The sequence below is a fragment of the Candidatus Cloacimonadota bacterium genome (genome assembly GCA_034722995.1).
Classification (GTDB): domain Bacteria; phylum Cloacimonadota; class Cloacimonadia; order JGIOTU-2; family JGIOTU-2; genus JAGMCF01.
Map to the genome: position 1 here is coordinate 1 of JAYEOL010000015.1, position 13,463 is coordinate 13,463.

General features: G+C 33.4%; 17 protein-coding genes. 5 read left to right on the forward strand and 12 right to left on the reverse strand.

Annotation, left to right across the window (positions count from 1 at the left end):
• Positions 1-329 (reverse strand): nitroreductase family protein (locus U9R23_01730; GenBank protein MEA3475155.1); only part of this gene is annotated, 329 nt, incomplete at its 3' end.
• A gap of 200 nt (positions 330-529) precedes the next feature.
• Between U9R23_01730 and mtnA the strand changes: the two genes are divergently transcribed.
• The 5 genes from mtnA (at position 530) to U9R23_01755 (ending at position 4,064) form a co-directional block, all read left to right on the forward strand.
• Positions 530-1,519: an S-methyl-5-thioribose-1-phosphate isomerase gene (gene mtnA / locus U9R23_01735; GenBank protein MEA3475156.1), complete on the forward strand. Its 990-nt coding sequence runs from the start codon at positions 530-532 to the stop codon at positions 1,517-1,519.
• Between the two features lie 20 nt (positions 1,520-1,539).
• Positions 1,540-2,151, forward strand: a complete 612-nt coding sequence (locus U9R23_01740; protein MEA3475157.1) for a class II aldolase/adducin family protein — start codon at positions 1,540-1,542, stop codon at positions 2,149-2,151.
• Positions 2,152-2,226: 75 nt separating this feature from the next.
• Entirely contained in the window at positions 2,227-3,486 is a 1,260-nt protein-coding gene (locus U9R23_01745) for a 3-isopropylmalate dehydratase large subunit (GenBank protein ID MEA3475158.1), read from the forward strand.
• A gap of 149 nt (positions 3,487-3,635) precedes the next feature.
• Complete coding sequence (locus tag U9R23_01750; protein MEA3475159.1) at positions 3,636-3,863, forward strand: NifU family protein; 228 nt, start codon at positions 3,636-3,638, stop codon at positions 3,861-3,863.
• Between the two features lie 12 nt (positions 3,864-3,875).
• On the forward strand, positions 3,876-4,064 hold the full coding sequence (locus U9R23_01755) for a PGPGW domain-containing protein (GenBank protein MEA3475160.1): 189 nt from the start codon (positions 3,876-3,878) through the stop codon (positions 4,062-4,064).
• Between the two features lie 58 nt (positions 4,065-4,122).
• On the opposite strand, the gene U9R23_01760 is transcribed toward U9R23_01755, so the two are convergent.
• The 11 genes from U9R23_01760 to U9R23_01810 all read right to left on the reverse strand — a co-directional run bounded on the left by U9R23_01760 (position 4,123) and on the right by U9R23_01810 (position 13,355).
• Positions 4,123-5,379 (reverse strand): hemolysin family protein, encoded by a 1,257-nt coding sequence (locus U9R23_01760; GenBank protein MEA3475161.1) that lies wholly within the window; start codon positions 5,377-5,379, stop codon positions 4,123-4,125.
• 55 nt (positions 5,380-5,434) lie between these two features.
• On the reverse strand, positions 5,435-6,499 hold the full coding sequence (prfA, locus tag U9R23_01765; GenBank protein MEA3475162.1) for a peptide chain release factor 1: 1,065 nt from the start codon (positions 6,497-6,499) through the stop codon (positions 5,435-5,437).
• Positions 6,489-7,496, reverse strand: a complete 1,008-nt coding sequence (locus U9R23_01770; protein MEA3475163.1) for a DUF1385 domain-containing protein — start codon at positions 7,494-7,496, stop codon at positions 6,489-6,491. The genes prfA and U9R23_01770 overlap by 11 nt, the downstream gene beginning before the upstream one ends.
• Positions 7,497-7,641: 145 nt before the next feature.
• Positions 7,642-7,851 carry a 50S ribosomal protein L31 gene (rpmE, locus tag U9R23_01775; GenBank protein ID MEA3475164.1) on the reverse strand — a complete coding sequence of 70 codons (210 nt, stop codon included), beginning with the start codon at positions 7,849-7,851 and terminating at the stop codon, positions 7,642-7,644.
• A gap of 103 nt (positions 7,852-7,954) precedes the next feature.
• Entirely contained in the window at positions 7,955-8,416 is a 462-nt protein-coding gene (locus tag U9R23_01780; GenBank protein MEA3475165.1) for a Mut7-C RNAse domain-containing protein, read from the reverse strand.
• Between the two features lie 122 nt (positions 8,417-8,538).
• The gene (locus U9R23_01785) at positions 8,539-8,829 is read right to left on the reverse strand and encodes a TIGR04076 family protein (GenBank protein ID MEA3475166.1); all 291 of its coding nucleotides are present in this window, start codon (positions 8,827-8,829) and stop codon (positions 8,539-8,541) included.
• Between the two features lie 79 nt (positions 8,830-8,908).
• On the reverse strand, positions 8,909-9,751 hold the full coding sequence (locus U9R23_01790; protein MEA3475167.1) for an ARMT1-like domain-containing protein: 843 nt from the start codon (positions 9,749-9,751) through the stop codon (positions 8,909-8,911).
• Positions 9,752-9,842: 91 nt separating this feature from the next.
• Positions 9,843-10,637, reverse strand: coding sequence for a CpsB/CapC family capsule biosynthesis tyrosine phosphatase (locus U9R23_01795; GenBank protein MEA3475168.1), 795 nt, complete (start codon positions 10,635-10,637; stop codon positions 9,843-9,845).
• 2 nt (positions 10,638-10,639) lie between these two features.
• Positions 10,640-11,395 carry a geranylgeranylglyceryl/heptaprenylglyceryl phosphate synthase gene (locus U9R23_01800; GenBank protein MEA3475169.1) on the reverse strand — a complete coding sequence of 252 codons (756 nt, stop codon included), beginning with the start codon at positions 11,393-11,395 and terminating at the stop codon, positions 10,640-10,642.
• Between the two features lie 111 nt (positions 11,396-11,506).
• The gene (locus U9R23_01805; GenBank protein ID MEA3475170.1) at positions 11,507-12,334 is read right to left on the reverse strand and encodes a geranylgeranylglycerol-phosphate geranylgeranyltransferase; all 828 of its coding nucleotides are present in this window, start codon (positions 12,332-12,334) and stop codon (positions 11,507-11,509) included.
• A gap of 133 nt (positions 12,335-12,467) precedes the next feature.
• Complete coding sequence (locus tag U9R23_01810; GenBank protein MEA3475171.1) at positions 12,468-13,355, reverse strand: farnesyl diphosphate synthase; 888 nt, start codon at positions 13,353-13,355, stop codon at positions 12,468-12,470.
• Positions 13,356-13,463 lie beyond the last annotated feature (108 nt).

Sequence of the window (13,463 nt, forward strand, 5' to 3'; positions counted from 1 at the left end):
ATCATTTGCTGAAAAGCAATAGCTGTGTCTACTAAATAGTAATACTGACCATTCATAAATCCACTATCCTTTGGGTTTGCACAGAGAACTATAACTACTGCTGCATCTTTAATAAAGAAATTGGCTTTGCTGATAAGTCCAGATTTCAAAGCAAGTTGATGAATTTTTTCCTTATCTTTTACAACTACAAATCGCCAACATTGTTTATTTTGCCAGGATGGTGCTAATCTGCCTGCTTCTAAAATTGTTTGTAACTTTTCTTCTTCAATATCTCTTAAAGAATATTTTCTTATGCTTCTCCGTGATTTGATAACTTCAAATACTGTCATTTTTACCTCTTTATCATTTTGTAACTCAATTGTCCTCAATTGAGTATTTCACAAGTGTGGACACTTGTGTTACAATAATCACTTCTTACCTCTCAAATGACATAAGAGTTGTTAATTAATCTTTTTACTTGAGTTAGTTCTTTAGAAAAATAGTTTTATTTTTTGACAAGTTTTTTATAAATTTAACAAATGAATATGTTATGAATAAGATAGATATTTGTGCAATTTGGGCAAAGAATGAAATAGTATTTATTATTGATCAGACGAAACTTCCAAGTAAACTTGAAATTTTAAAGTTATTAAATTTTCATCAGACTACTACTGCTATTAAAGAAATGAAACTGCGAGGTGCAGGCACCATCGGAGTTGCTGCTGGATTTGCTATGGCTCAGGCATTCTCAGAATTATCCAATATAGAAGATATTCAAAATGTAAAGCAGTTAATTGAAGACACCAGACCAACCGCTCAGAATCTCTTTTATGCTACAAATTTAGTTTATAATAAATCCATAAATAGCAACCAACCCAAAGAAACTGCATGGAAAGCAGCTTCCGAAATTCTAAAAATGGATATTGAAAATTCAAAAATTATGGGCAAGATTGGAGCGAGATTAATAAAAGATGGCGACAGCATATTAACTCATTGTAATGCTGGCAAATTGGCCATTCCAGGATTGGGAAGTGCTCTTGCTCCAATATATACTGTACATAATCAGGGTAAGAAAATATTTGTTTATGTAGATGAAACCCGTCCTCGTTTGCAAGGAAGCAGACTTACGGCTTGGGAATTATCTCAAGCAGGAATTCCACATACAATCATAGTAGATAATGCTGCTGGATACTCTATGCAAAAAGGAAAAATTGACATAGTTTTTGTCGGTGCTGATAGAATTGCAAAAAACGGTGATGTCGCTAATAAAATAGGGACTTATGAAAAAGCAGTGCTGGCAAAAGAAAATAATATCCCTTTCTATGTTGCTGCTCCAACTTCAACTATAGATATGAGTTGTAATAACGGAGATGAGATAGAAATTGAGGAGCGTCCAAAAGATGAAGTATTAATGATAAATAATAACCGAATTGCAAATGAGAATAGTGATGCTCTAAATCCTGCTTTTGATATAACTCCCTCAAAATATATCTCTGGCATTATCACTGAAAAAGGAATCTTTAGAAATTCAAAATTATAAATTATAAATTAAAAATTAAAATGGAAGAATATTCTGGTGCAAAATTTCAGGTGATTTTTCAGAAAAAAATTATCATTGATAACCCCAAGATTTGTGAACTAAAAAAATGGGGTAAGAAATTATCAGACCTTGGATTTATCCAACATTATAAAAATGAAACGGAACCAGAGAGGTTGAGTTCTGCCGGTAACCTCAGCTTCAGATGTGATAATGGCTTTATTATTACAGCATCCTATTCCGATTTAGCAAACCTAAGAGACACGGACTTTGTTGAGGTTTCAAAAGCTAATTTACACCAAAAAAAAATTTATGTTAATGGTTTTAGAGAGCCATCATCAGAAACAATGTTGCATTATGCAATTTATCAAAAAAGAAATGATATAAATGCAATTTTTCATGGACATGGGCAAAAATTACTTCGGAATTATGAAAAATTAGGCTTAAAGTCTACAAAATATTTTGCACCCTATGGCTCTATGCAATTAGTGAATTCTGTTATTGAAGTTTTAGGTAATGAAAATTTCCTTATTATGAAATATCATGGATTTTTGAGTTTGGGGGATACAACTAATAATGCAGGAAAATATGTTGAAGATGTCTATAAAAGATTAATGGAAATACGAGTTATGTAAAATAGATACTTTAACTCTCATTCCCAAGCTGGGGTTTGGGAACGAGTAGGCAAATCTCTTAAGAAAGGAATTATTATGGGAAAATCTTTTATTCAAAAAGTATTTGAAAATAAAGTTGGTAAGCCCGTTGCTGAAGGCGAGATTGTTTTTGTTGAACCTGACTATATCTTAACGCATGATAATACTGCTGCAATAATAAAAAAATTAGCTAAAGTTAAGGAAGGAATAAGAGTAAAATACCCTGATAAGTTGGTTATAATTTTAGACCATGTAATACCTGCGGCAAGTGTTGCCACCGCAAATAATCACAAGCAAATTCGCAAATTTGTGAGAGAACAAGAAATCGCCCATTTTTTTGATATTGGAACTGGAATATGTCATCAGGTTTTACCGGAAATGGGATTGGCAAAACCTGGTAGTGTTATTGTTGGCAGCGATAGTCACACCTGCACTTATGGAGCATTTGGTGCTTTTTCTACAGGAATTGATAGAACAGAAGCTGCAGGAATTTGGATTACTGGCGAGACCTGGTTCAAAATTCCAAAGTCATATAAAATAATCCTGAGAGGAAAATTCCGAAAAAGTGTTTCGGCAAAAGATCTCATTCTAAAAATTATCGGTGATTTAAAAGCAGATGGAGCAAATTATAAATCAGTTGAATATCACGGGGATGGAATAAAAAATCTGTCAATTTCAGACAGGATGACGATATCAAATATGGCTGTTGAAATGGGAGCAAAAAATAGTGCCTTCCCTGTTGACGAAAAAACAAGGGTATGGCTCAAAGAAAGAGGAGTTAACAAAGATAATTATGTAGAAATTTGGGCTGATGATGATGTTGAATATGAAAAGGAATTTTCTTATAATCTTGATGAAATCACTCCACAAATTGCTTTCCCGCATTCAGTTGATAATGTGAAAGATATTTCAGAAGCAGCTGGTATCAAAGTTGACCAATGTTTTATTGGTACTTGCACGAATGGAAGAATTGAGGATTTACAGATTGCTGCTAAGATTCTTAAGGGCAATAAGGTCAATCCCAACACGAGATTATTAATTTTACCTGCATCTCGCAGGATATACCAGGAAGCCGTTCAAGATGGCACTTTAGCTGTTTTGAATGAAAGTGGAGCTGTAATACTGCCGCCAGGATGCGGACCCTGTCTTGGTGCTCATCAAGGAGTTATGGCAGATGGAGAGGTAACTATTTCAACTGCGAATAGAAATTTCAAGGGAAGAATGGGTAATAAAACTGCGTTTATTTATCTTGCTTCGCCTGCAACTGTTGCCGCTTCTGCTTTGACAGGAGAAATTACTGACCCGAGAAAAATGTGAGGTGTATAAAATTGTAATTAATTACTAAATTGTGTTTGTGGACTCTATAAATTTGCTAAAATAAAATTTGTTGACAATCAACAATAAAAAATATTTTATACTGTATTATGCATGAATTTACTAAAGAATAAATTTTCAAAGGAAGCGATATGGAATTAAAAGAGAAAGTTGAAAAAAGTCTGAATAAAATTCGTCCGATGCTAATAGGTGATAGCGGAGATGTTAAACTTATTAGCGTTTCTGATGATGGAGTGGTTTCTGTTAAATTGCAAGGTGCTTGCCGAGGCTGCCCTTTCGCAGAGATAACTCTGAAATATAGTATTGAGAAAAAATTAAAGGAAGAAATACCTGAAATAAAAACAGTAAAAGCTGTTTAATATTATAGAAAAATGAAACCTTTAATAAAAAAAACATCAGGAATTACTTTAGTTGTATTAGGAATCTTTGGTTTATTTCTGCCATTCTTGCAAGGTATCTTAATGATCGTGGCAGGTTTAACAATTTTAGGTGATAAACGAATTGTGAATCTAATTAAGAAAGGGAAAGAGTATTTTAGAAAAAGAAAAAGTTCTCAATAGAAATTAAACTTTATCTTTCCTTACAAGTTAATTTGTAACAAATGCAACTCCTCTTTAACTATTTTTGAGGGGATGCGGATGTATCCTCCTCTTGCGGTAAAATTTTCACCAACACTTTTTCTATCTTTTTTGCTGTTACTTGCTTGATTGTGAATTCGTAATTTTTAATTAGACATTTTTCATTATAGTGAGGAATTCGTTCAAATTTAGTTATAAGTAAGCCTGCTAATGTTTCATAGTCACCTTGTTCTATATTCAGATTATAATCTTCAATCAAACGTTCAATTTCTACTTCACCACTAATCATATAAGAGTTCTCATTTATCTTAAAGATATCTTTCTCTTCTGCATCATATTCATCTTCAATTTCTCCAACAAGTTCTTCTAAAAGGTCTTCAATAGAAATGATTCCTGCGGTACCGCCATATTCATCAACAATAATAGCCAAAGGGGTTTTATTCTTCTGCATTTTTTTTAGAAGAGTTGTAGCTTTCATAACTTCAGGTACAAAATATGCATTCCTCATATATTTCCCGGCAGGTTCAGAAATGTCAGCTACATCCAATAAGTCGTGTATTACCAGCATACCCTCCACATGGTCAATATCATTTTTGTACACTGGAAATCGTGTGAACCCTTCTTTCCTTGAAAGTTCAATAACTTCTTTTATTGGAGTTTCAGTTTTTATTCCTATTATATTTGTTCTGGGAATCATAATATTTTTAGCAGTAAGGTCTCTAAAATCAAGCACTTCTTCAATCAAATCATGTCCATCTTTTCTTACCTCACCATTCTTTTCCGCTTCACCTAAGAGATAAGACAGGTCCTCTTTTGTAAAAATCTGCGTGCTTTTTCGTCTTGATATTCTTAGAAGTTTCAGAATTCCATAATTAATCTTACTTAATACCCATATAACTGGTGTAAATATAAAAGCAAAGAATCTTATAATAAAGAACAATTTTGGAATTGCATACTCGGCTTTACTGCGAAGAATTATTTTAGGTATTATCTCAGCAAAGACAAGCAAAGCACCAGCAAGAATTAAGGTTGCAATAGCTTCGGACAGAACACCTTTTTTTACAATATATGCAGTAAATACAGAAGACACAATTACTACAGAAATATTTGTTCCTATTAATGTCGTGCCTAAAACCTTATCAGGATTAGATACGAAATTGTAAATATGCTTTTTTTTCTTATCTTTCTCTGATTGATGTTTGAGTTTAAGTTTATCTATAGAGATCATTCCAGTTTCTATTCCAGAAAAAAACGCAGATCCTATAAAAAATACTGCTACAATAATAATACTAATCATTCTTTATTCCTTTGTTCATAGACAGGGGAACAGGAATGATAGAGATAATAACTTATCATTTTTCTGCGATTGTTTCTTTTTGAATTGCAATGTGTAAAGCTTCAATAAGGTCGTCAAGATTTCCGTTCATTACAGCTTCAAGATTGTGAGTCGTATAATTTATTCTATGGTCTGTTAAACGAGATTGCGGAAAATTATAGGTTCGTATCTTTGCACTTCGGTCTCCAGTTCCAACCATAAGCTTTCTTCTATTTGCAATTGATTGTTGCAGTTTTTGTATCTCTTGGTCTAATAAGCGGGAACGCAAGACTGTTAAAGCTTTTATTTTATTTTTCAGTTGAGATTTCTCATCCTGGCAGGTTACAACCATTCCTGTTGGAATATATGTTATTCTTACAGCAGAATCTGTTGTATTAACACTTTGTCCACCAGGTCCTGAGGAGTGGAAAACATCAATTTTTAACTCACTTTTATCAATTTTGAAATCAATCTCTTGTGCTTCTGGTAACACGACAACGGATGCTGCGGATGTGTGTATTCTACCGCTGGACTCTGTTTCAGGTACCCTTTGAACACGATGAACCCCGCTTTCGTATTTCAATGTGCCATAAGCATTTTTACCCATAACTTCAAACGAGATTTCTTTAAATCCACCAATTCCAGTTGGATTAGAATTCATAATATCAATTTTCCAACCCTTGTTTTCAATGTAGTGAGAATACATTCTAAAGAGGTCATAAGTGAAAAGGGAAGCTTCTTCTCCACCTGTTCCAGCCCTGATTTCCATTATTGCATTCTTAATATCATTTTTATCTTTAGGAATTAAAAGTGATTTAAGTTGTTTTAACAGCCTCTCTGCTTTCTCTTCCAATTCAAAGTTTTCTTCTTCTAATAATTGAATTAATTCCGGGTCATCTTCATTTTTGTAAACTTGTTTATTCTCAATTATCGCCTTATTCGTTTTTTCTAATTCATTATAACAATTTAGAATTTCGGAAACATCTTTAAATCGTGCAGATAGTTCTTTGTATAGATTTAGCTGAGCAATAATTCTTGGAGCTGAAAGCTTTTCTTTCAGTTCATTATATTCTTGTTGAATTTCTCGTATTTTATTCTTGATTTCCATTGTTTTTTAAGAACTCCACATTTAAACAATCAACAGGCATCTCAAGCGCTGCTCTTAAAGCACAAATGGCTGTTTCTAACTGTTCTGCATCCGGTTCTTTTGTTGTAATTCTCTGTAGCGCCAGACCAGGTGCAGAGAAGATTTTCACTAACCAATGATTGATATTTTTGCCTGAAAATTTTAGTATCTCATACGAAATCCCTGAAATAATTGGAAGTAGTAAAAGATGAAACAGTATTCTAAGTGGTAATGGTATAATATGACCAATGAGCGATGTAAGAATAGCATCAAAAATTGAGAATATCACAATAGCAATTATCATAACTATTAAAAGAAAACTGGTTCCGCACCTTGGATGTAAGGTTTTGAATTTTTTTGTATCATCAAGTGTAAAATCTGGATTTGCTTCATACGCAAAAACTGATTTATGTTCTGCTCCGTGATATTCAAACAGTCTTCTAATATCTTTTAATAAGCTGATAACATAAATATAAAGAAGAAAAAAGACAATGCGTATTATCCCAACAAACAGGTTGAATATTAAACTTGTTTTCTCAATATTTGACCAATAACCTATTTTGTAAGGAAGAAATACAAAGAATAAGAATGCTAATCCAAATGCAAAAATATAGGTAAAAGCTTGATATATTTTACTAAATCCTCCTTCTTTTTGCTTACTGGACTTTGAGCCTTTTGAATTATCTTCTTCATCTTTGATAGCCTCTTCAGCAGAAAAATTTAAGGATTTAAAGCCAATTATCAACATCTCAATTAAAGATACAAATCCCCGTATAACTGGAAATCCCAGAAATTTATTCTTTTTAGTTTTTGATATAAATTTCTCTTTTTTTATTAAAATGCTTCCATTTTTTTTACGAATAGCAGTGGCAATATAAATAGGTCCTCGCATCATTACACCTTCTATAACTGCCTGACCCCCTACTGCGATTTCGGGTTTATTCTTCATATTATTTTCTAAATCCTTATCCATTCAAGGAATGAAAGTTAATTAAATTTGTTAAAAATTCGCTCTCTTGCTAAAAGGAATCTAATTTATATCGGATAGATATTAATATTTTATTCAATGGTGTTTAAAATCCCCTAAATCTACACTTTGTATTTCATAAAAAAGTATATCAAGATTTCTTGATTTTACTATACTTTCTTCTGAACCGTTCAATACGGCCAGCACTATCAACTAATTTTTTCTTTCCAGTATAGAATGGATGACATTGAGAACAGATTTCAACATGTATTTCCGGAACAGTTGAACGGGTTTCAAATGTATTTCCACATGCACATTTTACAATACATTTTTGATATTTGGGATGAATTTTCTTTTTCATTTATATTTCTCCAAATTATACTTTATTAATATTCTCTTATATGCAATATTTTTGATATAGAAAATTACTGTCAAATTTTATTTAGTGTTAAAAGTTATAAAATTCATAAATTCAGGTTTTCTATAAACTTCTTTGCATTTTCCAAATGCGTCCCAACCCAGTAGACCTTTCCACAAAGTAAACATTGAAAAAATCTATCTTGATTTTGATATACATATTCCGGCACAATATCTTTCACATATTCCTTTTCAATTTCAGTAGTTTTTCTATTACATATTGGACATCTTGTAAACATTTTGTCTGTTGATAGTCTTACTTCATTATTTAGCTCAAGCAATTGGTCTTTCAGATTATCTTTTTTTATGAAAATTATCTTTATTGGGTGCCTTCTTTTTCTAAAAGTATGATTTCTTGTAATTAGGATTCTCTTATCTTTATTTGCAATACTGAGTAAAGTTGCATTGCTGATTTTGTTTTTGTAGAATGTATCATATCCCAAAACTCGAAGCCATTTGGCTAATTTTCCAAGCATCTTATCAACTGCAAAGCAAGGACTATTTTTCATATAGAAAACCTATATTAAATGTCAAATATCAAAAGCCAAAATTCAAATGGTTTGTATCTTTGAAATTTTGTCATTTGGATTTTACTTGAACTTTGGATTTTGTAATTTGACATTTTTTTCTTCTATTCAATTTTGGTTATTTCAAAAGTTACAGTTCCGCCACCAGTGAAAGCTACCGGGTCTAAACATTGAACATAAGCTTTATCTCTATCATTTCCTTTTCCAGCTAATCCCCAGACATTTGAGTCAGACACTTTAAGCGCATTGTAATGTGGAAGCAAAGAAGCCAGAGAGTGCATACAAATCGGTATTTTCGTAACCAACCGATAACCATCTTCCAGCTTAAATGTATCCCCAATTTTATAAACAGGGCAGTTGCCTTTAATTTCTTTGACTTTAATAATAAGATCCATTTTTTTACTCCGGACTAATTTTTAATTGCTTGGATTCACAACAGAAACCCGACTCGAGCAAACTTGCCCGACTCGGGTTTTATTTAATCCCTTCCAAAATGATATCGCCTACAGACACATTCAAATCCCTGGCAATAACAGGGCATTTTGCCTTTAGTAGGAAAAATATGTTCTTCTTTTCATCAGATAAAGCTTCATAATTTCCCTGACCTTTACTGATTATAAAATTAGAATTTTCATATATTTTTAAAAACTCATTACTACAGGTGTTTAATACAAGACCTGGCGCATCAGTGCCAGAAGAAACAATAGTTGCGATCTTATCTATTCCAGAATCAATTGCATCTTGATATGTTACATCATTTATCACAGGGACTTCTCTAACAACATAGATTGTCGGCTTTTTCAATTGCTCTATCAGTATTTTATCAAATACACTTTCTCCAGCATTATCTCCAATGTATAGAACTTTGTCTGCTTTTTGTATATTATATTTGAATTGTTCATAATCATAGATAGCAAACTCCATTTTGAAAACCTCATTTAATTCCTTTTCAATTTCACAATCAGGATTAATAGCAAGATCTATTACATTTCCCGCAATTGCAGCTTTTACTGCGGTCATCAAAGGGTCAACAGATTTATAAATCTTTTTTTTGATATTAGGATATAATCGGAGTGCTTCTTTAATATTCTTTTGTTTTAAATTTTTGTAAGGGTCAGATTTTCCCGTAAGCACACGAATCTTTCCGTAAATTATTTTCCCAAATTCTGGAGGCGTGCTTTCTATGGGCATTTGATTAATTAATAATCCAATTTCACTTAATAACCTTTTTGTTTCTGAGTCGTTAATATTAGTAATCCTTGCAGCTCTAAGTGCTTGTTGAAAAAAACAAGGGATGCACTCAAGGTATGTTTTCATGATTTTTTATAACTACAAACTTCCGTTCCCAATCCCTAATTCAATTGGGGAGGGCTTGGGAACGAGAGATAAGGTTATTACGAAGTAGAATTTAAATCCTGAGGAACTCTCTTACCTTTTCAATCAACGATCTTTTCCATTTCCCTTCTTCAAAATATCCTTCAACCATACTTTCAACAGGTTCATTATGAATAACTCTTCCTGGATTCTCTTCTAAAAGCAGTTTGGCTAAGTCTTCTGTATAATTTTCTGATAAGTATTCATAGGCTTCTTTTAGCATAATTGGTCGTTTATTTATATGATGGACATCAGATGCGATAAAGTGTACACACCCCGTTTGTAAAATCCTATAGGCAAGTTTTTGAACATTCGCACCATAATCACCCAAAAAGCTTCCGCTATTTAACTGTATAAGAATTCCGCTGTTGGCAATATTAATCAGACGATTGAAATCGTTTAAAAATGGTGTAAAGCGTTCAGCATGAGCGAGAATTGGAACATATCCTGCTACCTGAAATTGATATAATGTCTCTTCAAAATTGTCAGGAAATCTTTGTAAGTCCGATTCTATCAAAATATAATTACTTCCAGCCAAGTTCAACTCTTCTTGTTTTGTTTTCTCAATAATATTTGGTTCGTAATAAAGCTCTGCGCCTTTGTATACTTTGATTGGTAACTTGTTTGCAATTATTTCTGATTTTAGTTTTTCTATTTTTTCATCTATGATTTTTTTAGTATTATTATAAACGCCAGTGATTATATGAGGAGTGGCAATTACTTCAGTAACCTTATTATTTATTAGTTCACGAATTATTGCTAAACTTTCCTCAATATTTTTAGCGCCGTCGTCTATACCTGGTAAGATATGAGTATGTATATCTATCAATTTTATTTCTCCTTATGGATTGCGTTGACAAATTTTTTGATTAAATCTTTGTCATTATTATCTTCTATTGCGGAACCGATAACAACAAAATCTGCACCAGCCTTCACTTTTTCTTTTGCTTGCTCTGGTGTTTTTATTCCTCCGCCAACAATCAGAGGTATATTGATATTATTTTTTACATTTCTTATCATTTCAGTGGGGACAGATATTTTTGCCCCACTACCTGCATCCATAAATACTAATTTCATACCCAAATACTGAGCTGCTAAAGCATGTGCAATGCCGATATCATATTTATTTCTGGGGATAGGAACACTGTTGCTCATATATTGTACAGAAGTCAGAGAGCCTGATTCAATGAGCATATAACCAGTAGGAATTGTTTCAATTCCTAATTTTTTTATCAAGGGGGCAGCCTTTACCTGGTCCCCTATTAATAGTTGTGGGTTTCTGCTACTTACCATACTCATAAACAGAATTGCATCAGCGTAGGAGGAGCACACATTGAAAATTCCTGGAAATATTATAATTGGCATTTTTACGGCTTGTTTGATAGATTTTATAGTAGGGTCAAAATTGTCTTCAAGCATAATACTACCGCCTACCAGAATGGCATCTACACCGAAAGAGGCACATTTCACTGCTAATTCTACCACTTTTTCTGGTTCCTGTTTGTCAGGGTCTATTAAACATAAAAAGCCAGCTCCTTTGGTATTGATAGTTTTTAGCAAAAAATCATAAACTGTTTCGTTATTCATTTGAAAACTCCTTGCTTCGCCCAACTGCCAAGCCTTGGCGGGCAGGCCGCAGCCTGTCCACGCTCCGTCGCTCCCTGATTAAATCGGGATGGAAAGCGGGGAGATACTAAGTCATTGTCCAACCCAAAGTAAAGCTAAGCATAGCAGCATATCTATTTTCATAAGCTTTTCGGAAGTTCCTGCAACTTTTTTACTCATCTTCAAAAATAGAATTAATAAATTTACCAGAAGATAAGCATCGCACAAAACAATTATCAGAATAAAAATAGGGAGTCCATAAAACTTATGAAATCCCAGCACTGTCAAGATAGTAAGAAATACCCATGATAGAAATAACAAGACAAGCGTGATATTCTCACCATATATAATGGGAACAGTTTGAGCGCCAATCTTCTTATCTCCTTCAATATCTTCTAAATCCTTTACCAGTTCTCTTATTATGGTATATAAAAATGCACAGCCAAACACGAAGAACGAATTCCCAACATTATTGTTTGCAAAACCACCATAGATGAATGTTGAACCAGTAACAAATGCAACCAGAATATTTCCGAGGAATTCCAGCTTCTTTCCTCTATAAGCATAAAGATAAAGTAAAAATGAGTTACCAATCGCAAGCAAAATTATCCAAGAGTTTTTAATGCAGATACTGATAACAATTCCACCAGCAAATAACAAAAAAGCATATCGTTTGGCATTTAAAGGTGAAATTATACCACTGGGAATTGGCCTTTCTGGTCTGTTGATTTTGTCAATATCTCTATCAAAAAAATCATTTATCACATATCCACCACTGGCAATCAGAGCAGCCGACAGTGAAGCTAAATACGGAATAAATTGATGTATGCCTTTAAACCAGAAAGCACCAAAAAGAACAGAAAGGATAACAAAGAGAAAATTGAAAGGACGAACAATTTTAATATATGAAACGAATTTCATTAGACCCGTTCTCTCCATCCTCCGAAGTAGAGAACTTCTACGGAGGACGGGCGTAGTCCCGATTTAACCGGGACGAAGGGTGAAAATTAGTCCCGACTGGTCGGGAGTAATTTGTAGTTGCAACGAAGTTGCATTACGGTACTCTATCTCTTATTGTTTCCAGAAATTCCATAAGTACCTGATTGTTTGGCATATATTTGATAATATTATGAGCGTCGTGGATAAGTTTCAGAGCTTGTTTCTTAGATTCTTCAATACCAAGTAAGACCGGGTATGTAACCCTTTCATTTCGCTGGTCTTCACCGGATTCTTTTCCCAGCAATTCATCTGCACCAACCTCATCCAGAATATCATCAATTACTTGATAAGCAAGTCCAATATTTAATGCAAAATCACTAAGAGCATTAGTAACTTGCTTGGTAGCATTAGCCATCACACAAGCCATCTGCTCGGCACCCTGGAGCAATGCGCCTGTTTTTTTTAAATGAATATCTCTAAGCACATGAAGTTTAACTCTTTTCTGCGCAGATGTCAAATCTACTACCTGACCACCTATCATACCACGAGTAGAAGCAGCATCAAGTAGTATTTCTAAGCATTGCAAAGCTTTCTTGTGATTGTTGAGTTTTAGTATGGTCTCAAACGCTTTTGTAATCAGAGCATCTCCAGTTAGTATTGCTATAGCATTACCGAATTTTTTGTGACAACTGGATTTTCCGCGCCGTTTATCAGCATTATCAATAAATGGAAGGTCATCATGGATTAATGATGCGGTATGAAGCATTTCAATGGCAGCCGCAAGAGGAAGCAATTTCTGGAGCGCTTTACTAGTATGGCGGTTGACTAACATCTCATAAGTAGCTATTAAGAGAATAGACCGAAGTCGTTTACCGCCTACAAAAATAGAATACCTCATCGCCTTATGAATTTTCTGTGGATATGTATCTGCAGATGTAAGGTACTTATCAAGAGCCTTATTTATAATTTTTCTTCTGCCTTCAAAATATCTTTCTAATAACAATCTTCCTCCTGTATTTTGCCCGAATTTTTTGAGCAATTAACATTTTCTTTTAGTAAAAAGAAAAATGTTGTGCTTTGTTGTCAATATTTTGAGCCTAAAATTTCTTCT

Excerpts from the sequence above, each read along its gene's own strand:
- U9R23_01805 (MEA3475170.1), bottom strand. The coding sequence starts at position 12,334 with ATGAAATTCGTTTCATATATTAAAATTGTTCGTCCTTTCAATTTTCTC.
- U9R23_01780 (MEA3475165.1), bottom strand. The coding sequence starts at position 8,416 with ATGAAAAATAGTCCTTGCTTTGCAGTTGATAAGATGCTTGGAAAATTA.
- U9R23_01750 (MEA3475159.1), top strand. The coding sequence starts at position 3,636 with ATGGAATTAAAAGAGAAAGTTGAAAAAAGTCTGAATAAAATTCGTCCG.
- U9R23_01740 (MEA3475157.1), top strand. The coding sequence starts at position 1,540 with ATGGAAGAATATTCTGGTGCAAAATTTCAGGTGATTTTTCAGAAAAAA.
- U9R23_01755 (MEA3475160.1), top strand. The coding sequence starts at position 3,876 with ATGAAACCTTTAATAAAAAAAACATCAGGAATTACTTTAGTTGTATTA.
- mtnA (MEA3475156.1), top strand. The coding sequence starts at position 530 with ATGAATAAGATAGATATTTGTGCAATTTGGGCAAAGAATGAAATAGTA.
- rpmE (MEA3475164.1), bottom strand. The coding sequence starts at position 7,851 with ATGAAAAAGAAAATTCATCCCAAATATCAAAAATGTATTGTAAAATGT.
- U9R23_01760 (MEA3475161.1), bottom strand. The coding sequence starts at position 5,379 with ATGATTAGTATTATTATTGTAGCAGTATTTTTTATAGGATCTGCGTTT.
- U9R23_01770 (MEA3475163.1), bottom strand. The coding sequence starts at position 7,496 with ATGGATAAGGATTTAGAAAATAATATGAAGAATAAACCCGAAATCGCA.
- U9R23_01785 (MEA3475166.1), bottom strand. The coding sequence starts at position 8,829 with ATGGATCTTATTATTAAAGTCAAAGAAATTAAAGGCAACTGCCCTGTT.
- U9R23_01800 (MEA3475169.1), bottom strand. The coding sequence starts at position 11,395 with ATGAATAACGAAACAGTTTATGATTTTTTGCTAAAAACTATCAATACC.
- U9R23_01745 (MEA3475158.1), top strand. The coding sequence starts at position 2,227 with ATGGGAAAATCTTTTATTCAAAAAGTATTTGAAAATAAAGTTGGTAAG.
- U9R23_01790 (MEA3475167.1), bottom strand. The coding sequence starts at position 9,751 with ATGAAAACATACCTTGAGTGCATCCCTTGTTTTTTTCAACAAGCACTT.